The sequence below is a fragment of the Vibrio sp. PBL-C16 genome (assembly GCF_034321865.1).
In the GTDB taxonomy this organism is placed as follows: Bacteria; Pseudomonadota; Gammaproteobacteria; order Enterobacterales; family Vibrionaceae; genus Vibrio; species Vibrio alginolyticus.
The window spans coordinates 1,488,543-1,511,360 of record NZ_JAXLNY010000001.1 but is presented as its reverse complement, the minus strand read 5'-3'; the positions used below and the strand labels follow the sequence as shown (position 1 = coordinate 1,511,360).

The window sequence follows — 22,818 nt, the reverse complement described above, 5'->3', positions numbered from 1 at the left end:
TTAATCTGCATAAAAATGACCACGATGCTTCGTGGTCATTTTTTATCGATATCGACCCCCGATAACGGGTTTATTTGAGCTCGCTTACTTCAAGCCGTTGATTTAGAGACGTTGACTTTGAGCAGTCTCATTCAGCGTTCTGTTTTGGTACGTTACCGCGGAAGCTGTTCACCATAATAGAGATCAACGTCTTTAAGGTTACATCATCACTGCGGTATGAGTAGGCTCGTATACCCGTAAACTGAACCTGGAACAACTGAGCAAGAAGCAATGTATCCTGGGCTTCAATTTCGCCATTCTCGATTGCTCGCTCAAACAGCTTTGCAAGAAAAGATTCAAATTGGTTTGCTAAGCTGTTTGTTTGATTGCGCAGCGCATTAAAATCCTCAGCAAATTCACTTGCTGATTTGACTAACATGCACACTTCACTGGGATTAGAGTCTCGCTGATTGATAACCACATCAATCGCGAAAGCTTCTATTGCATCTAGAACCGTTGTGTTCTGAGCTAAATGCAACTCAAACAGGGCTTGTAAGTTCGCAACGTACATTTTTAGCGCTTCACAATATAGCCCCTCTTTTGACCCAAACGTCGCATAAATACTTCCAGGACGCAGATTAACGCTATCTTGTAAATCACGTGTAGATGTTGCATGAAAACCTTTCTTCCAGAATAGATCCGAGGCGGCTTTCACCACTTCATCACGTTGGAATTTCTTTGTATTCGCCATGAGCAATTATCAATTTTGAACATATGCTCAATTTTATATTGAGCGACCGCTCAAAATCAACTATCCTGTTCTTGCATAATCCGCTCATATCCAATTACAGGAGATTTAAACATGGCAGAATTTAAACTGTATACCGCAGAAAACGCACCCGAAGGATCAAAGCACCTGATTGAAAATTCAGTCAAAGCGTTTGGCATGCTACCAAATCTTCATGCTGTTATGGCTGAAGCGCCAACCTTGCTTGAGGGTTATCAAGTTGTGCATGAGCTCTTTCAACAAACATCATTTAACGCAGAAGAATTGACCGTCGTATGGCAAACCATCAACGTTGAACATGGTTGTCACTACTGCGTTCCTGCTCATAGTGCGATCGCGGCGTCAATGAAAGTGGATCAGGAGATTGTCGATGCTCTCGTCAACCAAACACCATTGGCAGACGAAAAACTTGAAACACTACGAGAGACAACGCTTCAAATGGTGCGCCAACGTGGTGTAGTGGAAGAGTCTCAGATAGAGAAATTCTTTGCGGCGGGTTACGGACAGCAGCAACTGCTTGAAATTGTTCTTGGTCTAGCGCAAAAAGTGATGAGTAACTACACCAATCACCTAGCTGACACCCCGGTTGATGCACCTTTCAAGAAGTTCGCCAAGTAACTTAAGCTTTTATTACTGGTCCCATTCATGGGACCAGTAATACCTTCAAAAAGGCTTTGTTGCATGGCGCTTCGCTAGTGTGAGCTGACACCTAATTACAACGGCGCAACGTCGGTTCCTCCTAAAGACTGGTAAAGCGTAACCTGAGTGAGAAACTGGTTGTAGCGGTTCTCCAACAAAGAAGCTTGTGCGTTTCTGGTGTCTTCTTGGGCATTCAAATAGTCCATGATCGATGTCGAGCCATACTGATACCGCGCAGCATATATGGACTCAGCGGCACTTGCGGCATCATATTGTTCTTGTAAACGCGCCGCTTGATACTTCAATTTTTCTCGTGCCGACAAGGCATTTTCGACATCTTGGAATGCGGCGTACAACACTTGGCGATAGCTCACAATGGCCGATTGATAGTCTAAATCGGCAATGGCTTGGCTGTTTTTCATCTCATTCCACTGCAAAAACGGTAGCGTCATATCCGCACCTAAACTGCCGATCGGGTTGGAAAGCAGGTTTTTGAGCGCTTGTGACGATCCCCCCAAAGCCCCAGTGAGCGTCAGCTTAGGCAAATAGTCCAAATCTGCTGCGTCTTTATTTGCTAGCGCGGCTTTGACTTCGTAAATCGCTGCTTTAATGTCGGGTCTGCGGATCAATAAATCAGACGGAGCACCAACACTCAACGATGGCATATCGCCTTCAGGCAGCATTTGGATGTTTGCACTGATGCTCTTCGGCGGTTGATTGAACAAAATCGCAAAGGCGTAGTTTGCCTCAAGTAAACTCTGTTCAAACTCACTTTGCTGCGCTTGTAAGCTTGCCAACGTACGTTTGGCTTCAAGCACATCTAACTGATCCACAGCGCCAAGTTGGTACTGTTTTTCAATCAATTGTAGCGTTTGAGCTGCGTCTGCCACATTACGCTGACTGAGGTTTAAGCGCTGTTTTAGATAGCCGATTTGCCAATATAACGATGCCGTCGTTGCCACCAAACTTTGTGCGGTCGCCTCGCGATCTTGTTGACTTGCCATCGCCGTCCACTTGGCTTGGTCAACGTCTGCCGAGATTTTTCCCCACAAATCCAACTCGTAATTGACGGACAAGTTAGTGCTGTAGCTATCTGCCGATTCCCCGCTATCAAGAGATTTTTGAACTTGTCCTGATGTGGAAGAACTCAACGTAGGGAAAAAGTCATCTTGCGTTAAACCCAGCTGTAAACGCGCTTTCTTTAGCGTTAGCGTTGCCAGCGTCAAATCGTTGTTTTGAGCCAACACCTGAGTAATGTATTGATTAAGCGTTGGGTCGTTAAACGCCAACCACCAAGGATCCATACTGACATCACCCGCAACATGCATCTGTTGCCAATTTGCAGGCACTTGCACCTCAGGAGCTTGATAGTCGCTACGCATAAGCGAACCACAACCTGACAACCACACTGCGCTTAAGGCAGCCGCGACCAATCGAGTCTTGAATTTCATTGTGTTACTCATTTTTAGTCTCTCGCTAGCGCTTCTATAGGATCGAGTTTGGCGGCATTGCGAGCGGGTAAAAAGCCGAAAGCGATGCCAATCAACGTTGAGCAAATAAACGCCCAGATGATCGAGTTCATTGAGTAAATCATTTGGAAGCTGCTGCCAGATGTACTGAATGCAAAACCAATCAAAAACGCCAAGCCAATACCAGCAATGCCACCACACAAACACACTAGTACCGCTTCAATCAAAAACTGACGCAAAATATCCGCTTGCCGCGCACCTACAGCCATTCGCACACCGATCTCTTTCGTGCGCTCTGTCACCGACACCAACATGATGTTCATTACGCCAATTCCGCCGACAATTAGGGAGATCACCGCAATCGCTGAGATCAGTAACGTCATGGTTGCGGTGGTTTTCTCGATGCTCTGACGAATGGTGTCAGTGTTAATCGTGAAGAAATCTTCTGTACCGTGGCGCATTTTTAACAAGTTGATGATGCTCTGCTCTACCGCCGCACTTGGGGCGTTCTCATCAATCCGTACAGTAATGCCGTTGAGGTAGCGTTGTCCCATCATGCGTCCCGACATAGTGGTGTATGGCACCCAAATTTTCAGCGCGTCGCTGTTACCAAACGCGTCTTCTTTTTTCTGCGTGACACCCACAATACGCACTGGCAATGAACCAAGAAAAATCACTTCACCAATCGGATTTCTATCCGCAAACATTTCCTTTCTGGTGTTGTCATCAATCACTGCTTCTTGGGCGAGCGAATTCACGCTCTCTTCATCCCAAAACTGACCTTTGGCGATCTCATAACCGCGCACACGGAAATAATCTTCCCCAACCCCTTCCACAGACGCGGTTGCATCCTGATTGGCGTAACGCACGGTTAAGCTGTTGGATAAAGACGGCGTGACACTGTCGACAAAAGGCAGACTCTCCAACGATTTAGCATCGTCGGCGGTTAGCGTTTTCACTCGTCCGGAGCGGCGGTCACCAAACCCTTTGCCCGGCCTGACATCAATGGTGTTTGTTCCCATGGATGAAATATTCGACAAAATTTGCTGTTGTGAACCATTACCTAGTGCCACCACGGAAACCACCGAGGCTATACCAATAATGATGCCGAGCATGGTCAAAAACGTGCGCATTCTGTGGCTAGACATCGCCAGCAACGCCATTTTTAGCGCGTCAATAAAACTGTCCCACTTCCACCACTTACTGGCGGCTTGCGCTGCGCGATGAAAAGATGCGCTCGGTGTCTTTTCTGCTTGCTCATTAATTACAACTTGTGCATTTGGCGTATCTGCAATGATTTCACCATCTTTGATTTCAATGATGCGATCCGCAAAGTTCGCCACGTTCATATCATGAGTCACTAAGATGATCGTATGCCCAAGTTGATGCAACTCTTTAAGCAGAGCCATCATCTCTTGCCCACTGTGACTGTCTAATGCGCCAGTGGGCTCATCAGCGAGAATCGCCTCACCACCGTTCATCAGTGCACGAGCAACACTCACGCGCTGTTGCTGGCCACCACTCAGCTGGCTGGGCTTGTGAGTCAAACGATCTTCCAGCCCCAAGCGAGCCAATAGTGACTGCGCTCGCTCCGTTCTTTGACGATGAGGAACTCCCGCGTAAACCGCAGGTACTTCAACGTTTGCCACCGCGGTTAAATCCCCCAGCAGATGGTAACGCTGGAATATAAAGCCAAAATACTCACGGCGCAGTTCCGCCAGTTGGTCGGATTCCAACGTCGAGACATCTTGCCCATTAATGAAGTATCGACCGCTGGACGGTTTATCCAAGCAGCCGAGCAAATTCATCAGCGTCGATTTACCTGAGCCCGAAGCCCCCACGATCGCGACCATTTCACCGCGTTTTATCTCTAAATTAATGTGGTTCAACACAGTAAGCGACTCGTCGCCAGAGACAAAACGTCGAGTTAAATCCTCAACTTTTAAAAGCACGTCACTCATCTTAGAACCTCATTGGAGGTCGACGACGATCACCTCGGCTTGATGATTCTCCATCCATAGCATTGCCAAGAACAACTTGGTCGCCCTCCTTCAAACCTGAGAGAATTTCTGCGTTCACTTTGTTGTTAATACCCACTGTCACGGGCTTTTGCACCACTTGGCCCTGTTCAAGCACTGGCACGGTATAGTTGCCTTTGCCGCCAGATTTTTGCAGCACTTGTGAAGGGACAATCAAGGTATTTTCCGATTGCTCAAGGACAATCGAAACTTGCGCAGTCATGCCGATGCGCAAAATACCTTGCGGGTTCTTCACATCAAATACAGCGTTGTAGTAAATGGCGTCGCTATCTGAAATGCTCAAATCGCTGTCATCGCCATCCATGATGGTTGGCCCCGGCTCAATGGCGCGCAATGTACCTTTAAACTGCTGATTCGGTTTACCTAAAATGGTGAACAGCGCCGTTTGGCCTGGGTGAACAAAAATCACATCTGCTTCCGAAATTTCAGCTTTCACCGTCATCGTATCTAACTTGGCTAACTCGATAATAGTTGGCGTGGTTTGATTGGCGTTTACGGTTTGTCCTTCTTCCACCGCGGTGTAGACCACCGTGCCATCCATCGGTGCGTTGATGGTGGTGTAACCGAGATCTAACTGCGCATTGTCGACGTTGATTTTGGCTTTCTCGATTTCGGCATCCAGTTGCGCTAACTCGGCTTTGTAGATGGCGAGCGTCGCTTCGGCATTCTCGTAATCAGCTCGTGAGCTCGCTTTCGCTGCCAACATGCCTTTTTGGCGCACGTATTCATAGTTTGCTTGTTTAATCTGCGCTTGCTTAGCCTGGTACTGAGCGTTGAGACTATTAAGAGACGCTTGGGCTTCTTTGAGGCTGTTTTGCTGAGTCAGGCTGTCAATCTGTGCAATCAAGTCCCCCTGTTTTATCTCATCCCCTAAGTTCACAGCGAGGCGTTGAATTTGCCCAGATACTTGCGCACCTACATTCACCAATTTGGACGCTTGCAACATGCCGTTAGCTAATACCGCCTTTTCGATATTGCCTTTGCGAACGACTTCTGTCGCGTAAGGAGAAATGGGTTCTGGACGTTGCAGATAATGATAACCACCAGCACCAATAGCAAGTAGGCCACACAAAACGAGCCATTTTTTATTGAGTTTCATAGCAGGAGTGAAGTAAATAATCGTTTTGATTTTATACTGCTATTTGTCTTAGCCGTACAGGGTACGAGACGTAAAGATAGGTAAATTAACGTCAAGAAACTGAATGAATAACTTCACTAACGTGAAAAATCCGAGATATTATAGTCACTTCAAAACTTTATCATTCAATAAATATAACAAAGATCATTTTTAATATAGAAATTCAAGTTATAAGTATTATAAACAAAACTTTTAAATACCAACAAACCAGTAAAATCCAAAATTATTCAACATTCCATCCATTTAGATTTCATTATGGCCATTTTTAATTATTGAATTTCAAGAGGAGTTAAGTGACAAGTGAAATAAAAAATACCCACATAACACAGGTAAGACCGAGAGGAGTGTGTCATGTGGGTTTAAAACGATAGTTCTCTTGCTGATTCGAACTACCAACGTTGGGATGCAATGGAAATACAAATGACTCAGAGTTTCCATCACGGACACTTTATCGCTGGATTTGCCTCTGTTTGTTAGGGGACAGTCAGCACAATAAAAATAGAGAAGTAATACCGCAAAAATAAAAATAGGGGCTCTGAGTTTAATTTACACGTAAAATAATCACCACATTCACGACATCAACCATTAATAAATTCATCAATAAATATTTATTAATTTAAATCTATTTATTGTCAACATACTGTTAGTTTTACCCCTAAATGTACTGGTCAGATTTGTTTATTTTACTTCTTTTCGTTGCAATACAACCTCTAATTAATTCATGAGAAAAAACATGCAGCGACAATTAACTCTTTCACCGATTTATTTATTAATCGGGTTAGCCTCATCGACGGCGTATGCCGGTGGTTTTCAAATTAACGAACATTCGGCGACGGGTCTTGGTCGTGCTTTTGCTGGTGATGCTGTTATTGGTGATAATGCGTCTGTAGTCAGCCGCAACGCCGCAGCGATGACGCTGTTTAAACAAAATGCCTTATCGTTCGGTGTCACTTACGTCAAACCTGACGTTACCGTTAAAAATGCGCAATATCATCGAGCTAACATTAATGCGGATGTCAATGTTGGTATGGGCGGTTTTCCTCCGTCCCCTCAAGTTGACATTACCCCGTCCTTCTCTCAAACCGTGACCGACATTGATGACGTCGATGGCGTTGGTCAACCAGCCGTTGTACCCAATTTTTACTTTATTCACCCTATCAACGACGACTGGTATCTAGGCTTATCGGCATACTCCAACTTCGGAACCGACATGGAGTTTAAACCAAACTATGGCGCACCTGTTTTTGGCGGTGTCACCAGCGTAGCGAGTGTCAACCTTGGCGCAAGCTTGGCATACAAGGTGAGCGATCGTTTTAGTATCGGTGGTGGTATTGATGTGATTTACGGCTCTGGTGAGCTGTACCGCGATATGGACGTGGGTGTTTGCGTTGGTGGGAACATACTTGGAAACGAACTAGAACAACGTTGCGGAGCCGTAAAAGGCAACGCACTTGATGTGGAAGCTGGCGGCATTGGGCTTGGCGCGAACATTGGCATGATGTACGAGTTTAACGAACGTCATCGCTTGGGTTTGAGCTACAAGCACAGCCCTAACATCGATGCCAAGGGTGACATCCACTTTGCTGGCGAATCGTACGACTCACTTGCTATGCCGCTACCGGATATTGCGGAGTTTTCCGGTTATCACCGCGTCTTACCTAAATTTGCCCTGCACTATTCTGTGCAGTGGATTGGTTGGTCAGCATTTGACAGCTTGAAAGCTGATGATCAGTTGCTAAAAGATTTTCAGTGGCAAGACTCCGCGCACTACTCCATCGGTGCGACTTGGTACGCCAATGAACGTTGGACACTTCGCACGGGTTACATGTTCGACAAAACACCTGTCGATGAGCTGACTTCGCTTTCTATTCCAGATTCGAACCGTCACTGGTTATCTGCGGGTGCCTCTTACCAATGGTCATCAGATACCACGGTTGACATCGGCATGACGTACTTGATTGGTGAAGATGTCAACGTAGAAGAGTACGCGTATGAAGGTGTTCCTGCACCGATGGTAACGGGTGTGACCCATTCAAATGCGTTCCTAATTGGTGCCCAACTCAGCCACCGTTTCTAATTTGTCAGGCAGTGATCAAACCTCTAGGTCATTGCCTTGTAACAACGCTTATCAAAGCGACCGAACAGAGACATTATTATGAACAAAACACTACTTGCTTTTTCACTCTCACTTCTCACTCTAAGCGCGGCTCAGGCTTCGGAATGGGGCTATGGCAATGACAAACACGGGCCAGAACACTGGGGAGAAATCGCCAAAGACTGCGCAACCACGAAAAACCAAAGCCCAATCAACATCGACAACCCAGCCGATGCAAAACTGGAAGCACTGAACCTTTCGTACACTGGTCAGGTCATTGGTTTAACCAACAATGGTCATACGCTGCAAGCGCAAGTGAACGGACGTAACAGCTTCACCATCGATGGCGAGACGTTCGAGCTGCAACAGTTCCATTTCCACACACCTTCAGAAAACCAAATCAAAGGCCGCCAATATCCACTTGAAGCGCACTTTGTACACGCCAACGCAGACGACGAGTTGGCGGTAATTTCGGTGATGTTTGATGCTGGCGATCAAAACGCAGCACTGTCTAAACTGATCAACGCAATCCCACAAGAGAATCAAACCACTTTCTTTAAAGATACTATTGAGATTAACGACTTACTGCCAAAAGCTGCAAACTACTATCGATTTAACGGCTCTTTAACCACACCACCATGTTCAGAAGGTGTGCGATGGTTTGTGCTTAAAGACACTCAAACCTTATCCAAAGATCAAGCCGCGAAACTGATGGAAGTCATGGGACAAAACAATCGTCCGCTGCAACCGCTAAATGCGCGCGTTGTACTTTCTAACTAAACGCCACATCCGATAAGGGGCATCGTATTTGCCCCTTATTTTGATTCGCTCTAACCTCACTTAGTTACAGGAACCCCCAATGAAAACTCCATCTGTTCTGTCACTCTTACTCGCACTCGCCCCGACACTCGCCTTCTCTCATAACCTTTCTGTCGGTCAAACCACCCCTTCCGTCAGCATTGATACCTATGGCGAAATGACGCTGCAAGGAGACGATGTGGCTTATCAACCTTGGGCAACTCAGCAGATGTTAGGCAAAGTCCGTGTGATACAAGCCATTGCAGGTCGTAGTAAAGCTAAAGAGATGAACGCGCCGCTGATGTCAGCAATCACTGCCGCTCACTTTCCTGAAGATCAGTATCAGACCACAACCGTGATCAACCAAGAAGACGCCATCTGGGGAACCGGTACATTTGTAAAATCGTCGGCAGAGGACAGCAAAAAGACATTCTCTTGGTCTTCCATGGTGTTAGACAAAAATGGCGTATTAGCAACAACTTGGGATCTGCAGCAAGAAAGTTCTGCGATTATCGTACAAAATAAACAAGGCGAAATTTTATTCGTGAAAGAAGGGGCTTTAACTCAAGACGAAGTCACACACGTCATCGAACTGATTAAACAGAATATCTAAACCTAAGGTAAGGAAAAGCTATGAAACTGTTCAACACCATCGCACTCTGTCTTTTAGCGGCTGTAGCCTCTTTCCAATCGGTTGCAGGAGACAACGATTGGGATAAGATTGCAGATAAGACCGTCAGTTTTAAATCGGAAACCGACACAGTCAATCCACTGTCACCATTTGCTAACGCTCGTTTCAGCCACATAAAAATCAAATGTACGCAAGGTACGGTCGATCTGAAAAGCGTTAAAGTAATCATGAAAGATGGTCAGGAAAAGACGTTCGACAGTTTAGGGGTTCTGACTAAAGGCATGTCATCAAGAAGCTTAAGCCTACCAACAAAAGATAACGCGAAGTTAGACAAAATCGAGTTGAACTATGAATCGGTTGGCAGCACAGCGCTGCAAGTCGCGGGGGTGACCAAAAAAGCGCAAGTGGAAATCTTAGGTAAGAAAATCGACGAGTAAGCGATGGCTCAACGAACTCACCCAAACTAAAAACAGCGGCACTAGGCCGCTGTTTTCATTAAAAAATCGTCATGGATAACTAAATGAATTTCTTCAGCTTCGCCAAACCATAAGCGGCGATGGTGACACAATCTTTGATCGTGCCGTCGATCATCATCTGTTCGAACTCCTCAACAGAAAAAGCGCGAGTGATCAAATCCTCTTCTTCACTGTCGAGTTGATTGCCCACGTCCGTTAAATCAGTGGCGAAGTAGACGTGACATGTCTGATTCAAAAAGCCGTATGCGATAAACTGCGCGCCAACATACGCCATTGCGCTCGCCTGCATGCCCGTTTCTTCACGCAGCTCGCCTTTGGCAAGCTCAAGATGATCCGCATCTGGGTTTGATTCCCACGCCCCTTGTGGGATCTCCCAACAACGTTGGCCTACGGTGTAACGGTACTGCTGAACCAAGTGAATCATCCCGTTATCGATAGCCAGAATCGCAGCACAATCAGGTTTGTCGACCACACCATAGATGCCCTCTGCGCCGCTCGGACGTAAAATTTTGTCCTCACGCACCGTCATCCACTTATTCTGGTAAACGACTTTGCTGTCTAGCTGTTTGATGTCTGACATGGTTATTCCTTGATTTTTCTGAGGGTTACTGCGGAATAATACCCGATTCGGTTACGCCACCAAAATGTTCTTTAGTTCACTCAAAGACTCAACGGTGTAATTTGGTGCGATACGCTCATCGACGCTTGCGCCTGTGGTATTTAACCAGCAAGTTTCAATACCAAAATTATTACCACCCAGAATATCGGAATGCAGGTTGTCACCCACCATCAGTACGCGCGTTTTGCATGGGTTGCCCATTTGCTGCATCGCGTATTCAAAAATACCTAAGTCCGGTTTTGCTACGCCCACTTGTTCAGAGATCACCACTTTATCGAAGTACTCAGTCATCCCTGTGCGCTCAAGGCGAATTGCTTGCAACTCTGTAAAACCGTTGGTGATGATGCCCATTTTAGCTTTGCCTTGCAGCGCTTCCATCAGCTCTTTTGCACCTGGCAACAAGCTGCAAATATCGGCCATTGCTTCTAAAAATGCGCTATTGAGATCTGCTGTTGTGGTATTCAACTTCTCAGCCCACTCGGTAAAACGCTTATGTTTTAGCTCATCTGCCGTTACTTTGCCGTCTTGGTAATCCACCCAAAGCGGTTTGTTTACGGTTTGGTAATGAGCAAAATCTTGTTCAGTAAAATCTACGCCTTTGCGAGAAAACATAAGCTGTAAACCTTTGAAAGCATCAAAGTGGAATAAGGTTTCGTCAGCGTCAAACAGGATCCAATCGTACTTCATTTTCTTCTTCCCAAAATCAAGGTCGTAATACTGGTGCATAGTCTAGATTGTTTTCTTCTTGAAGATAATCTCTATAATTGGAAATTAATTGTATCCTTGTGCTCAACAATAAATGCTTCACGATAATAGGAGATTGATGTGAACGCGATTGCCTCCCTGCCCGTTTTTGTTGCTGTTGTCGAATGCGGCAGCTTTTCCCTTGCGGCCAAACAGCTGAATCTGACGAAATCGGCGATCAGCAAACGCATCAACCAACTAGAAGACGATTTGGGCATTCGTCTCCTTAATCGAACTACACGTAAGCTGAGCCTGACCGAAGCAGGAGAACGCTATTTTGAGTACGCCTCTCAAGCGCTCAACCTAGCCCAGCAAGGCGTAGACGCGGTATCGGAACTGCAAGGCTCGCCACAAGGTCGGCTCAAAATTACCGTGCCGATGTCTTTCGGTGTGCTGCATATCGCGCCTTTGATCAGCGAGTTTCTCGCTCGTTACCCGAAAATTGAAGTGGATTTAAACCTCGAAGACAAAATGGTCGATTTGGTTAAAGACGGTTTTGATTTGGGGATCCGTATTGGTGAACTCACCTCTTCCAATCTAATCGCAAAACGTCTCGCCCCTTGTAAAAGTGTGCTTTGTGCCTCACCAGATTACTTAGCGGAGTTTGGAACACCACAAAAACCAAGTGATTTAGTCGGTCACAACTGCCTGCGCTACTCCTATTTCCGTGGCGGCGTCGAATGGATGTTCATCAACAACGGCAGCGAATACAAGGTACTTCCAAAAGGAAACTTTATCGTCAATAACAGCGAAGCCATTCGCCAGTTGCTGTTAAGAGGTTCGGGCATTGCTCAACTGCCAACATTTATTGCAGGAAGAGACTTTGCCGCAGGAAATCTAAAACCGGTGATGGAAGAGTACTCTCTACCAGAACACGCCATTTATGCGGTGTTCCCTGAGCGCAAGCACATGCCGTTGAAAGTAAGAGCCTTTATCGATTTTATCAGCGAAAAGCTCGGCACAGATTTACCTTACTGGGATCGTTACAATAGCCCAGAAAAATAACCATATTGATGATAAGTGAGTGAGATTTCACTACTGACACGTTCTGACATTCCATCCGCGTAACCTTATTTGGAACTCAACAGGCAATCCGCCAAAACCAATAAGGAATCACAATATGGAAACCGTTATCGAAACTGTGCAATTTCGTCTAACCGCAGGCACAACAGAGCAAGACGTGATCGCCGCTGCCAAACAGTCACAAACGTTTGTGAAGAATCTGCCGGGCTTTTTGTATCGCTCACTCAGTCACGAAGCGACTGACGGTGTGTGGACAGACATCATTTACTGGCGTTCAATGGACGATGCAAAACAGGCGGGAAAACAGATTAAGCAAGCCGTTGAATTTCAGCCTCTGTTATCAATGATTGACTGCGAAAGCTTCGAGCTTAAACATCACAACTTAAAAATGTGCAGTGAGCTAGAGAAGTAATCAGCCACACTACCACTAACAACCAGTAGGTCTAGATAAGGAACATCATGAGCAAATCAGAACGACTGTTTGAGCTACTGACGCTTCTGCGCGCAAAGCGTTACGCCGTGACAGCGAAAGAGCTCGCAGAAAGAATGGAAGTTAGCGAACGTACGATTTATCGCGATATTCAGTCGTTGCTTAGTTCTGGTGTTCCGATTCAAGGTGAAGCAGGTGTTGGCTACCTGTTGCAAGCTGGCTCTCATCTGCCGCCTTTGATGTTCTCAGAAAAAGAGATGATGGCGCTTGAACTGGGTATGCGGATGGTTCGAGCCTGGTCGGATGTTGAACTCGCCGAAGCGTCTCACTCTGCGTCCACCAAAATACTTTCGGTATTGCCCGATAAGCTCAAACAACAAGTGGAAGATTGTCCGCTGATTGTGCCCGATTATCACACCCAATCCGAGACTGCCAAACGAGGGCAGCTTCTGCGCCACGCGATTGATCATCAGTTTAAGGTCAGTTTGGATTACCAAGATGAAAGCGGACAAGTGACCGAAAGAAAAATCCAACCGTTAGGCCAGTTCTTTTGGGGCAAAGTCTGGACGCTGGTCGCCTGGTGCGAATTGCGCGATGGCTACCGCCAGTTCCGCCTCGACCGTATCCAAGCACTGCGTATGCACGATGAAGAGTTTCAGAGTGCGGAAACCAAATCTCTCAAACATTATATTGCGCAGTATGAATCGAAAGATTGAGTGTTCTTCATCCTTCCATCACAAGGATTCTAAATTGCTCTGCTCAATGCGAGATATTTGGAAAGGCACGTTTAGTTAAACTAATGTTTCATTTTTAACAGATGCGCAACCAACCTAAGATCGTTAACTTAAGTAGCACGTCAACCACACCGGAGCGTGAAGCTATGAAAGTACTGATTCAATACACCCAAGCAGGGAAATATCGAGATCAAGCGTGGGAGTCTTTAACTCTTCGATCTAAAGGTGATATGCAGGCAGTTACCCCTTCTTATGCTGCCCAACTTATCGAACAAAGCAAAGCGACACTTGTGATGACAGAAGACGGACAGATCATCTTTCACTCCTAAATTCCATCAATCCTATGACGAAAAAGGCCTGCATTGCTGCAGGCCTTTGTATGAGTGAATTAAGAGTTATTTACTGGAAACTCACTGCAGTTGGTAGGCGATCAAGCATCTTGTAGTAATCACCAGCCACAGCGCCGATATCACCACGCAAATACGCTTGAATCATATTGAGATCTTTCAGCCAAAGTTCTTTGTCAGCATCTGAAGACGCCATGTACCCTGCGTACACATTGTCGACCGCGAACATCATGTCTTCGGCGTGATCGTTGTAAATCAAAAGCATCGCATCTGTGTAAGCTTCGAACGCTTTCAGCTCATCGTGCGCTTTACCACCTTTATAGCTCAATGTGCCTGAAGTTGCATCGATGACCAAATCACCCGAAGTCACATTCGCTGTCGTAAAGTTGATGAACGACTGGCTAAACGACAGCACACCTGCCGCAATATCCGCATCAATGGTTCGCTTCATTGCGTTGACCATTGGCGCATCCAGCAGCAATACAGGATCGTGGAACGCTGGGACAATCGCTGTTCGGAATGGCCCCCAAGCACTATCGATGCTCTCTGCGACCTTGTTTAGTGTTGCAGGCTCATAGCTATCTAGGTAAGTTTTTAGATCGTAACCTTTGGACGTCACCAGTTGATTTGCGTAGTCGTAAGCCAGCTTGTTTGCTTTTGTTGCCACAAACTTCTCGCCGTCGATAACAAACTCAACCTTGTCACCCGCGATAATACCGTAGCGGTCTTGTTGCTTCGTAAACGTATCAAACTGAGATTGACCACGAGTCTTCACTGTGTAGTCGTAAGACTTCATTTGGCGCACACCCATTCTCAAGATGACATCGCCAACACGTCCGCGGCCTTCTGCACCAATATCAAGGAATCTTGCAATACCACGAGGCATTGGTGGTAGGGACTCCATTTGCTCAGTGATGTGTAGGTTCACGGTAACACCTTTTAGATTGATGTATTCCTTACCGTCTTTACCCACCAATTTAACTGGCGTATTTAACGCATCATTTGCCACGACGTTGCCCATGATGTCTTCGTATTCAGCTTGCACCCCAGGGATATCAAGCAGCGATGCAAAGCTCACCTCATCAGTAAAACGGTTCGAGAATCGACGTGCCAAGAAATAGCTAGCAAGCGCTTTGTCTGGCCAGTTACCCAACACAGACACCGCATTTGACCAAGGGTAATCCGGGTCAAAGCTACCAATTGAGTTTAGGAAGCGTCCATTCGCAGTTTCCGCAACAGCTATATAGCCCTCATCTGAATCTTCGATAAAGCGTGCTGCCAAATCATCAAAACAGCTGGCTGTTGAAAGATCGTAATCAGCCGGAATTTGGTGTGAGTTGTTGTCTAACAGTTGACCAAAAGAAATCACTTTTTGGTTGCCTGCCGCATTTTCTATCACACATTGATGCTCTGGTGTGCGCAAGATATCAAGGAAGAACGCCGCGGATTTTTTCGCCCCATTCGCGTAATCACAGAACCATGAGTTATCGGCTTTGCCTTCGCTACAGTATTGAGGGTTTGAAGCAAGGCGCAATAAGAAATCACCCGGCTTATCCGTTGACGAAGTGTAACCTAAATTGGTGTACAGGTTATCGATGCGCTCAAGATCTTCCATCTTGTCACGGATAGCGCTCATTTCCATGTAACGGCGCACTAAGTAACCAGGATAATCGGACGAGAATAATCCTGTGGTCCCATATAACTCCAAGTTGCGTCGATCATAGCTATCGAGATAGTTCTGCCACTCGTAAGAAACAATTTCTTCTAGGTTTGTACCTTCGTCAAAACGGTTACAGTCGCTGTTTAGAGAAACGTTCCCATCGGTACAGAAATCGTAAGACTTACGCTCAATTTCATTCACTTTATCTAGGTAGTAAAGTGCGCCATAACGAGTTTTCGCATTCAGTTCAGGATCATCAGACAACGCAGCGATATCGAATCGGCTAAAGTCACAGTTGTAGAGTGATTTGCCTTTCTCGTCCCCCGTTAGCGCCTTCACTTCAGAACACACCATCAGCGATGTGTTGTCTGGATTGTTGCCAAACTTGTATGCAAAGCTTTGTTGGTAGGCTTGCTGATCAGCGAGGTAACGAGCATATACCGCTTTGTCTTCATCGCTCGCACTGTCTGCCGGTTTCGCAACAGGTGCAGGAGCTGAACCTGAAGAATCTTGAATCGTCTCGACTTTACGGCCGTAGCCGAACTTAAACGCCGCAATGTCGTACAGACCCCAAGTTGGCGTTTCATCCAACATGCTTGGTGCGTAGTCCATTGTCGAACTGTAAGCAGGAATGTTGTTCAAGCCGAGTTGATGCGCTTGCTCTAGCGTGTAGTAGTTCGCTTTGTCATTTGAGCCTTTAAAGTTATGGCGCAGACCCATGTTATGACCAAGCTCGTGAACAAGCGTATTGCTGTAAGTCGCAACCGTAATCGCATCTGCGGCTTTCACTTGCAACTCTTTTGGCAGGTATTTCCAACGCTTAAGCTGACGCGATACTTCGTTACCTGCGTCATCAAGTTTGATCTCAAAGTAACGCTCGTCATCCAACTTCAAGTTGTCCAACATGGCCTTGTTGGTTGAAGAAACCCACGACGCTTCGATTGGATAGACGTTGTTCTCTGCCCAGAAAGACAAACGGTTCTCTTCAGCTTCAACCACCTTTTCAAACTCCATGTCATCATTGAAGTTTTTCATTAGCTGAGTTGGGCTCTTCGTCGCTGCTTTTCCAGAAACGATGTCTTCTTTTGAAACGAGCGGCGCATGAATGTTTTCATCCGATTTCAGGCTAGCCATCGCCGCCATTGTAGAAAGCGCTTCAATTCTATCCGCAACTTCTGTTTTCACAGATTCGCTGCTGGTTGGCAATGGATCTAAGCCATCTAAGTCCAGTTGATTACGATTATAGAAACGCGCCAAGTTATCCCAATAGAAAGGCACACCCGTTCTTGCAACGCCTGCGTATTGGTTCACGTGGCCTTTGATGATTTCCCCCGTCATCGGGTTAGAAACCGACGGGCCATAGCCAAGCAGACCGTTCGCTAAAGGCTCGTCAATCAGGTTAATCACGTTGTAACGCAGATCTCCTGGGTGAATACCAGCCGCTTTGGTTTTGTTCACAATCTCGATTTCAGGCTTGCCTGCATCCGCCCCAAATACATTCAGAGCTTGGTTCATCTTTTCGATCGATTGCAGCGTTGCATCCAAGAACAACTTGTTCTTCTCTTCAAAAAAGTTATCGCTCAAGTAGTATTTGATAGAGCCTTGATCTGGGTTGAAACGATTGAGGTAAACCACATCACGGTCGTATTTATTCGTGACTGGGTTAAGCTTTTTCGTCGACGTGGTGAAGAAACCAATGTCGTTCTCATCACCCACTGGGTACAAGATCGGTTGGTAACCTTCGGTTGCCACTTCACTTTCGTGAACTAACGAATAGTAGAACCGAGATTTAAACGCGCCATCCACAAGCGCTTCATCCAAGCTCGCTTTCGTTGCAAAGTTGATGTAGTCGGAAATATTATCTAAATCGATACGGAACGTGCGCTCTAGTTCGAAATTGAGAAGACCGTTTTTAGGGTCAAAGTCCCACGAGATCAATCGTGGTGCGCCAATTTCATCAATGCCCTCAGTAATGCCATACAGATCTTCCATATTGAATTCTGCAATTTCGAGATCTTCAGGACGAGGAGTGAAGTGGGTTTTCTTCTTGTAGTTTAGGCTTGCGTCTTCGTTGGTTTCTTCTTTGTTGGTGCAATCACCATGCGCGTCTTCTTGACAGCGATACGCCGCAAAGTCACCCGGAATCGTCAGCACTTGCGCGAAGTTAACGCCGTCGTCGTCTGCGACAAATTTCTCTTCACCGCAGTAGTTATTAGCATCTTTGCTTAGATGCGCGTCTGGGTAGTTTTTATCGTAACTGCGAACTTCCAGACCTTCTTTGGTAAAACAAAGCTCAACGTAACGAGGTGAACCTTGCAAGAATGGGAATTGGTTAAGAGCAAAGCGTGGAGCGGCACCAGTCGTCGGAACGTAAAACCAACGACCGTCTTTAAGATCTTTTACTGCGACTTCTTTTGCATCTCTTTCGACATAGTCATACGCCTGATCATCTGCGCCACAGCCTGCAAGTGCGGCCGTTATTGCTGACACCAGAGTCAAGTTTTTAAACATTATTTGGATATCCTTAATTGTTGTTATTTTCCTAGAAGGAGTAAGTCACTGTCACGATGTAAGACGCTTTCTCTTGGTCCAACAAATCGATGTTGCCCAAGGTGCCTCGCTCTGCATCTTGATAGAAACCCGTTGATGATGCCGCGAGTAGCAATGACCAGCTTTCATCAAGCTCGTATGTGCCGTACAACGCCCCCTCATACTGCCAACTGCTTCTGCGCGTACCTTGATAACTGATGCTGTTACCACCTAACGCCGTAATCCCCACTGCGAACGATTCCCACGACTTTTCCGCAACAGCAAACAACGAGTAAGTCCACTCAGTCAGCGAGCGTCCACCCATGGTTTTGTATTCGTGGAAATTTTTTCTCAGTCTTGGCGAAACCGAAAAATCGACTCTCCAAGCTGAAAAAGAGATCGGCACATCTAAACGAACCGCGGTGTGCAGTTCATCTTTACGAGATGTTTCTGAAGTTGGAATGGTGAGCTGACCCGCAACGCCGATTTTCCCTGTATCTCCAAAGCGATATAGGTTCGTGTATTGCAAGCCCAACACCGAATCTGTCGCGTAGGTGCCGACTTCATCTTCTAGGGCACGATAGCCCCCCGTAGAAAAATAGGCTTTTGTGTCGCTCGAAAAGGAATAAACGAGATCGCCTCCCCACGAGAAATTGCGGACAGAACGGTAGTCGTCTTTATCGTAAATGTTTGTATCGTAAGATAGGTAAACGGCCCCACTAAACTTACAAACAATACAGGACGTATCTCCTTCATTTTGTGTAGATTCAGGCGTGCTAGTGCTATCAATTACACTCGTTTCCACCGCGAATGATGGCGCTGAAAACAGCGTACCCAACAACATTGCAAGCGGCGTCATCATCCACTTTGTTGTGTGCTGCATGTTTTGAAACTTCCATGAGAATTAAGTTCATTAGAATAAACTTAAAGACAAACAGATTATTGGGATGAAATTCCATAAAAATTCAGATAATCAACCCCAATAAACCTATCAACCATAAAATTACTCTTATGGTTAAATCCTTATTTAATTTTTTAATACTATTTATCTTAGTATTGTCACGTTCTACTTTGCTTAAAAACGTACTTTAAAATGACTTTTTATAAATAAAGCCACACACCACAACATTAAAGAAGCAGCAAAGCAACGCCATTAAAACAAAAGTTAAAAGACAATTATTATCAACAACTTAAAATCAACAAAAACAGTTAAAATGAATGAGTCAAAATGTATAAGTTAAAATAAAATAAAAATATAAGAACATCATTCCGTTTAATTTTAGTCGTTATTGTATTGAGAAAGTTTAATTTTCAATTTCTAAAATTGGTGGGATACACATAAGAGAAATCATCAAAACCATCCGTTGTTAATAATGAATTTCGCATTTAAAACAAAAGATAGAAACAAGATCAAATTCATGTTTTCTAATATATCGATTCAACCTTTCACAAGTTTGAATAGAAAATCAAACTTTCAGTCAATCTAAAAACAACAAAACATTCACCAAGTGAATATTCAAAAGATAAGTCAAAACTAAATAGCACATACGGTCAGCATATTTGTGAATTACTATTCATTAATTATTTTTTCATAAATTAAACATTAATGTGAGCAATTTCACACAATTGCACCGCGTACAACATAAAGTAAACGAAATTTAAGTGTTTACTGACTCAAAACGTGTCGATAGAACAGAGTTTAAACATCGAGCTGAAACACGTATTTCCCACCAAAATTTATTATATATAGCAGTGAGTTATCTGTACCCAAGCGATTAAAATGCGTACTGATGTGACTCATTTTTGAGAGAGGAACACAAGAAGAGCAAAAACACTAAAAGAGGATGATGCGATTTGAATAACCAGTGCTTCAAACCGCACTTATGAACTTATGCAGAGAAAGAAAGACTATCAGTTACTATTGAATGGTTTTATGACCACAGTTTTCGCAGATCAAGTGACGTTCAAATTCATCCATAGAAGCAAGGAAGGCGCCGAACACTACACTTTTGAGAAAGCCAGCGATGAACTCTTTCTTGTTGCGATTTTTATCGCCTTCAAAGCCACTTTTTTTTCTAACTAACACCACGACATGATGCGTTTCTACCCCACATGTAGGGCACATGAGGACTTCTGTCTTGTTCGACATCTTAGACTCCTTGACGAATTATCCCTTTCTGATGGCATGATTCTCATACGCCTGTAAAGCGAGTCATCATGCCATCACTATCGATTCTTACTCTTCTTCGTTTAGACGGCGAATCAACTTAGCTGGCGTGCCTCCGTATAGACAATCTGGCGGCACATCATGGTTGACTACCGAGTTCGCCGCAATAACCGAACGAGCACTAATCGTTACACCTTGGTTAATGACGGAGTTACCGCCAATCCACACATCATCTTCAATCGTGATGGGTTTACAAAACGTTTCCCAACGTCGGCGACTTCGGTAATCCACAGAATGAGAAGCGGTATAGAATTGCACGCTCGGTCCAATGAGCACGTGGTTCCCGATGGTAATTTTGGCACCATCGAGCATGACCACGTTCATGTTGATAAAGGTTTCTTCACCTATTTCGATGGTCTTACCAAATTCACAATGAAAAGGGGACTGGACAATACAACGGCCTACCTTGCCAAATAGCTGCTTTTGCAATTCGTCGCGCTGACTTTCGTCGGTGTTATTATTAAGCGCTCTAAGTGCTTGAAGAGCATGGCTTCTAATGGCGTCAATTTCTTTGTCCATGCCATCAAAGACCTGGCCAGACATCATTTTTTCTAGTTCTGTCACTGGAAGACTCCTACAACCTGCAATTACTGCTTTCAGATTCTTCACAAGGTACGTGAACTGCGAAATAAAAAAAGAGAAAAGCCCGGACTTTTCTCTTTCCTGTTTTTATATTTTGTGGAGTCTGTCAACTTACACAATTTCCCAACTGTGGGTCATCTCAACACCTTCGCCTAGCATTAAGCAAACCGAGCAGTATTTTTCTAGCGAGTCAGCCGCCACTTTTGCTACGACTTCTGGGTCAAGCTCGTCACCTGACACTTCAAAGTGGATATTCACTTGCGTAAAGATACGCGGTGCGGTTTCACGACGCTCTGTGGTTAGCTTGGCATTAACTGACGAAACCTTTTGGCCTGCTGTTTTCAAACCATCAACAACATCGACAGAGCTACAGCCACCAGCAGCCATTAGTACCATTTCCATTGGGCTTGGTGCGGTTGCACCGCCATTGCCATCCATCACTACGGAGTGGCCCGACTGAGATTGCCCAAGGAATTTAAAATCTTCTATCCATTTAACTTCAGCTTGCATGATTTACCTCATTTAGCATCGCTTATTCAAGGCATCGTTGCCCTTACTAGCGGTGTGTTTCTTGTCGATACTTTAGCTCTATCGCATAAAAGGGCAACGGAATTTTCAACATTACTGTAATTTTTTCGCTCGGTTACCTTTCTCTATACGTAACACTTTTTATTTAAGTAACACTTTCTACAAAAATAACGATGAGGTAGCTATGAAGAATATGTCTAAGTTATTGGCCGGTTTCTCCTTCGCACTTCCAGTCTTGTTTCTACTATTGAGTAAAACAGGTACCGCCGATACGATGGATAAGCTGAAGGCTTCAGAGAATACAAGAATCGCAACGCTAGCTGGCGGTTGTTTCTGGTGTACAGAATCGGATTTAGAGCAACTGCCCGGCGTAATCGATGTTGTATCAGGTTATTCAGGTGGTCATATTGAAAACCCGACTTACCGCCAAGTCTCTTCTGGTAAATCTGGTCATATTGAAGTGATTGAGGTGAAGTACGATCCTGCTGTCGTGAACTACGAGCAAGTGCTGGACTACTTCTTCCGTCATATCGACCCTACCGACGATAAAGGTTCATTTGTTGACCGTGGCCCTCAATACCGTCCAGCGATCTTCTACCATAATGCGGAGCAAAAACAGATTGCTAAGCAGTTTATGATGGAAATCGACAAGGCGATGATCTATCCAAAGCCGTTGAAAACAGAGCTGATCGAGTTTGAAAAGTTTTACCCTGCGGAGTCGTACCATCAGGATTACTACAAGAAGAGTAGTCTGAAATACAAATACTACCGCTACGCATCAGGTCGCGATAAATACCTCGACGAAGTGTTTGGTGAAGATCGAAAAGAAAGCCCTAAAACACTTCGACAGTTGATTGAAGAAAAAAAGCTGCTTTCGAAAGTGAAAGCGTACAGTAAACCTGCTCAGTCTGAAATCAAATCAAACTTAACAGAGCTACAGTATTACGTGACGCAAGAAGAAGGCACGGAGCGTCCGTTTGATAATGAATACTGGGACAACAAAGAAGCGGGAATTTATGTTGATATTGTGACCGGTGAACCGCTATTTTCTTCTACTGATAAATACAAATCTGGCACAGGTTGGCCAAGCTTTACTCGACCAATTAACCCGGGTTACATCGTGGAGAAAACCGATTATAAACTGCTCTACCCTAGAACGGAGATCCGCAGTAAGTTTGGTGATTCACACCTAGGTCATGTGTTTAAAGATGGTCCGAAGCCGACGGGATTACGCTATTGTATGAACTCTGCTGCGATGAAATTTGTACCTGTGAACAAGATGGCGAGTTTAGGCTACGGCGATTACCTGTACCTATTTGATAAGTAGTTTTAACCAAATTAGGA

At 45.1% G+C, this 22,818-nt stretch carries 21 protein-coding genes; 10 read left to right on the top strand and 11 right to left on the bottom strand.

The features are described 5' to 3' along the window. Positions 1–127: 127 nt before the first annotated feature. The gene (locus UQW94_RS06555; RefSeq protein ID WP_047102806.1) at positions 128–730 is read right to left on the bottom strand and encodes a TetR/AcrR family transcriptional regulator; all 603 of its coding nucleotides are present in this window, start codon (positions 728–730) and stop codon (positions 128–130) included. Between the two features lie 111 nt (positions 731–841). Here UQW94_RS06555 and UQW94_RS06550 point away from each other — a divergent pair, with 111 nt between their 5' ends. Beyond that, positions 842–1,384, top strand: coding sequence for a carboxymuconolactone decarboxylase family protein (locus UQW94_RS06550; RefSeq protein ID WP_005374097.1), 543 nt, complete (start codon positions 842–844; stop codon positions 1,382–1,384). Between the two features lie 95 nt (positions 1,385–1,479). On the opposite strand, the gene UQW94_RS06545 is transcribed toward UQW94_RS06550, so the two are convergent. Genes UQW94_RS06545 through UQW94_RS06535 form a run of 3 tightly spaced genes read right to left on the bottom strand, consistent with a single transcriptional unit; the run spans position 1,480 to position 6,012 of the window. Beyond that, complete coding sequence (locus tag UQW94_RS06545; protein WP_322142115.1) at positions 1,480–2,856, bottom strand: efflux transporter outer membrane subunit; 1,377 nt, start codon at positions 2,854–2,856, stop codon at positions 1,480–1,482. Between the two features lie 14 nt (positions 2,857–2,870). Further along, complete coding sequence (locus UQW94_RS06540) at positions 2,871–4,835, bottom strand: MacB family efflux pump subunit (RefSeq protein WP_213903188.1); 1,965 nt, start codon at positions 4,833–4,835, stop codon at positions 2,871–2,873. Between the two features lies 1 nt (position 4,836). Beyond that, positions 4,837–6,012, bottom strand: a complete 1,176-nt coding sequence (locus UQW94_RS06535) for an efflux RND transporter periplasmic adaptor subunit (protein ID WP_005384341.1) — start codon at positions 6,010–6,012, stop codon at positions 4,837–4,839. A gap of 772 nt (positions 6,013–6,784) precedes the next feature. Here UQW94_RS06535 and UQW94_RS06530 point away from each other — a divergent pair. The 4 genes from UQW94_RS06530 to UQW94_RS06515 all read left to right on the top strand — a co-directional run bounded on the left by UQW94_RS06530 (position 6,785) and on the right by UQW94_RS06515 (position 10,012). Beyond that, positions 6,785–8,128 carry an OmpP1/FadL family transporter gene (locus UQW94_RS06530; protein ID WP_322142114.1) on the top strand — a complete coding sequence of 448 codons (1,344 nt, stop codon included), beginning with the start codon at positions 6,785–6,787 and terminating at the stop codon, positions 8,126–8,128. 78 nt (positions 8,129–8,206) lie between these two features. Next, entirely contained in the window at positions 8,207–8,926 is a 720-nt protein-coding gene (locus tag UQW94_RS06525; protein ID WP_322142113.1) for a carbonic anhydrase family protein, read from the top strand. Between the two features lie 79 nt (positions 8,927–9,005). Then, a complete protein-coding gene (locus UQW94_RS06520; RefSeq protein ID WP_005374105.1) occupies positions 9,006–9,557 on the top strand; it encodes a YtfJ family protein in 552 nt (183 codons plus the stop codon). 20 nt (positions 9,558–9,577) lie between these two features. Next, on the top strand, positions 9,578–10,012 hold the full coding sequence (locus UQW94_RS06515; protein WP_005480927.1) for a hypothetical protein: 435 nt from the start codon (positions 9,578–9,580) through the stop codon (positions 10,010–10,012). A gap of 79 nt (positions 10,013–10,091) precedes the next feature. Here the strand turns inward: UQW94_RS06515 and UQW94_RS06510 are convergent, their stop codons facing one another. Beyond that, the gene (locus tag UQW94_RS06510; protein WP_017635078.1) at positions 10,092–10,631 is read right to left on the bottom strand and encodes an NUDIX domain-containing protein; all 540 of its coding nucleotides are present in this window, start codon (positions 10,629–10,631) and stop codon (positions 10,092–10,094) included. 51 nt (positions 10,632–10,682) lie between these two features. After that, on the bottom strand, positions 10,683–11,357 hold the full coding sequence (gene yjjG, locus UQW94_RS06505; protein WP_005374109.1) for a pyrimidine 5'-nucleotidase: 675 nt from the start codon (positions 11,355–11,357) through the stop codon (positions 10,683–10,685). 138 nt (positions 11,358–11,495) lie between these two features. Here yjjG and UQW94_RS06500 point away from each other — a divergent pair, with 138 nt between their 5' ends. The 4 genes from UQW94_RS06500 to UQW94_RS06485 all read left to right on the top strand — a co-directional run bounded on the left by UQW94_RS06500 (position 11,496) and on the right by UQW94_RS06485 (position 13,930). Beyond that, positions 11,496–12,419, top strand: a complete 924-nt coding sequence (locus UQW94_RS06500; protein ID WP_053307145.1) for a LysR family transcriptional regulator — start codon at positions 11,496–11,498, stop codon at positions 12,417–12,419. Positions 12,420–12,534: 115 nt separating this feature from the next. Next, positions 12,535–12,849, top strand: coding sequence for a hypothetical protein (locus UQW94_RS06495; protein ID WP_025637937.1), 315 nt, complete (start codon positions 12,535–12,537; stop codon positions 12,847–12,849). 47 nt (positions 12,850–12,896) lie between these two features. Next, positions 12,897–13,583 carry a helix-turn-helix transcriptional regulator gene (locus tag UQW94_RS06490; RefSeq protein WP_213867539.1) on the top strand — a complete coding sequence of 229 codons (687 nt, stop codon included), beginning with the start codon at positions 12,897–12,899 and terminating at the stop codon, positions 13,581–13,583. A gap of 164 nt (positions 13,584–13,747) precedes the next feature. Beyond that, the gene (locus UQW94_RS06485; protein ID WP_005393690.1) at positions 13,748–13,930 is read left to right on the top strand and encodes a hypothetical protein; all 183 of its coding nucleotides are present in this window, start codon (positions 13,748–13,750) and stop codon (positions 13,928–13,930) included. Positions 13,931–14,000: 70 nt separating this feature from the next. Here UQW94_RS06485 and UQW94_RS06480 read toward each other — a convergent pair whose 3' ends face one another. From UQW94_RS06480 to UQW94_RS06460, 5 genes are all read right to left on the bottom strand, one after another. Next, entirely contained in the window at positions 14,001–18,119 is a 4,119-nt protein-coding gene (locus UQW94_RS06480) for a M66 family metalloprotease (RefSeq protein ID WP_322142112.1), read from the bottom strand. A gap of 31 nt (positions 18,120–18,150) precedes the next feature. Beyond that, positions 18,151–19,020: a hypothetical protein gene (locus UQW94_RS06475; RefSeq protein ID WP_318222417.1), complete on the bottom strand. Its 870-nt coding sequence runs from the start codon at positions 19,018–19,020 to the stop codon at positions 18,151–18,153. A gap of 1,035 nt (positions 19,021–20,055) precedes the next feature. Beyond that, on the bottom strand, positions 20,056–20,286 hold the full coding sequence (locus UQW94_RS06470) for a hypothetical protein (RefSeq protein ID WP_025535771.1): 231 nt from the start codon (positions 20,284–20,286) through the stop codon (positions 20,056–20,058). Between the two features lie 87 nt (positions 20,287–20,373). Then, positions 20,374–20,928, bottom strand: a complete 555-nt coding sequence (locus tag UQW94_RS06465) for a sugar O-acetyltransferase (protein ID WP_322142111.1) — start codon at positions 20,926–20,928, stop codon at positions 20,374–20,376. A 129-nt stretch (positions 20,929–21,057) separates the two neighbouring features. Then, positions 21,058–21,456: an OsmC family protein gene (locus tag UQW94_RS06460; protein ID WP_005374132.1), complete on the bottom strand. Its 399-nt coding sequence runs from the start codon at positions 21,454–21,456 to the stop codon at positions 21,058–21,060. Positions 21,457–21,658: 202 nt separating this feature from the next. Here UQW94_RS06460 and msrB point away from each other — a divergent pair, with 202 nt between their 5' ends. Further along, on the top strand, positions 21,659–22,801 hold the full coding sequence (gene msrB / locus UQW94_RS06455) for a peptide-methionine (R)-S-oxide reductase MsrB (RefSeq protein WP_005374134.1): 1,143 nt from the start codon (positions 21,659–21,661) through the stop codon (positions 22,799–22,801). The last annotated feature ends 17 nt before the right edge of the window (positions 22,802–22,818 follow it).

What these genes read in the sequence shown, in the direction of transcription:
- UQW94_RS06555 (WP_047102806.1), bottom strand. Translation starts at nt 730, where the DNA reads ATGGCGAATACAAAGAAATTCCAACGTGATGAAGTGGTGAAAGCCGCC.
- UQW94_RS06550 (WP_005374097.1), top strand. Translation starts at nt 842, where the DNA reads ATGGCAGAATTTAAACTGTATACCGCAGAAAACGCACCCGAAGGATCA.
- UQW94_RS06545 (WP_322142115.1), bottom strand. Translation starts at nt 2,856, where the DNA reads ATGAAATTCAAGACTCGATTGGTCGCGGCTGCCTTAAGCGCAGTGTGG.
- UQW94_RS06540 (WP_213903188.1), bottom strand. Translation starts at nt 4,835, where the DNA reads ATGAGTGACGTGCTTTTAAAAGTTGAGGATTTAACTCGACGTTTTGTC.
- UQW94_RS06535 (WP_005384341.1), bottom strand. Translation starts at nt 6,012, where the DNA reads ATGAAACTCAATAAAAAATGGCTCGTTTTGTGTGGCCTACTTGCTATT.
- UQW94_RS06530 (WP_322142114.1), top strand. Translation starts at nt 6,785, where the DNA reads ATGCAGCGACAATTAACTCTTTCACCGATTTATTTATTAATCGGGTTA.
- UQW94_RS06525 (WP_322142113.1), top strand. Translation starts at nt 8,207, where the DNA reads ATGAACAAAACACTACTTGCTTTTTCACTCTCACTTCTCACTCTAAGC.
- UQW94_RS06520 (WP_005374105.1), top strand. Translation starts at nt 9,006, where the DNA reads ATGAAAACTCCATCTGTTCTGTCACTCTTACTCGCACTCGCCCCGACA.
- UQW94_RS06515 (WP_005480927.1), top strand. Translation starts at nt 9,578, where the DNA reads ATGAAACTGTTCAACACCATCGCACTCTGTCTTTTAGCGGCTGTAGCC.
- UQW94_RS06510 (WP_017635078.1), bottom strand. Translation starts at nt 10,631, where the DNA reads ATGTCAGACATCAAACAGCTAGACAGCAAAGTCGTTTACCAGAATAAG.
- yjjG (WP_005374109.1), bottom strand. Translation starts at nt 11,357, where the DNA reads ATGAAGTACGATTGGATCCTGTTTGACGCTGACGAAACCTTATTCCAC.
- UQW94_RS06495 (WP_025637937.1), top strand. Translation starts at nt 12,535, where the DNA reads ATGGAAACCGTTATCGAAACTGTGCAATTTCGTCTAACCGCAGGCACA.
- UQW94_RS06490 (WP_213867539.1), top strand. Translation starts at nt 12,897, where the DNA reads ATGAGCAAATCAGAACGACTGTTTGAGCTACTGACGCTTCTGCGCGCA.
- UQW94_RS06485 (WP_005393690.1), top strand. Translation starts at nt 13,748, where the DNA reads ATGAAAGTACTGATTCAATACACCCAAGCAGGGAAATATCGAGATCAA.
- UQW94_RS06480 (WP_322142112.1), bottom strand. Translation starts at nt 18,119, where the DNA reads ATGTTTAAAAACTTGACTCTGGTGTCAGCAATAACGGCCGCACTTGCA.
- UQW94_RS06475 (WP_318222417.1), bottom strand. Translation starts at nt 19,020, where the DNA reads ATGCAGCACACAACAAAGTGGATGATGACGCCGCTTGCAATGTTGTTG.
- UQW94_RS06470 (WP_025535771.1), bottom strand. Translation starts at nt 20,286, where the DNA reads ATGTCGAACAAGACAGAAGTCCTCATGTGCCCTACATGTGGGGTAGAA.
- UQW94_RS06460 (WP_005374132.1), bottom strand. Translation starts at nt 21,456, where the DNA reads ATGCAAGCTGAAGTTAAATGGATAGAAGATTTTAAATTCCTTGGGCAA.
- msrB (WP_005374134.1), top strand. Translation starts at nt 21,659, where the DNA reads ATGAAGAATATGTCTAAGTTATTGGCCGGTTTCTCCTTCGCACTTCCA.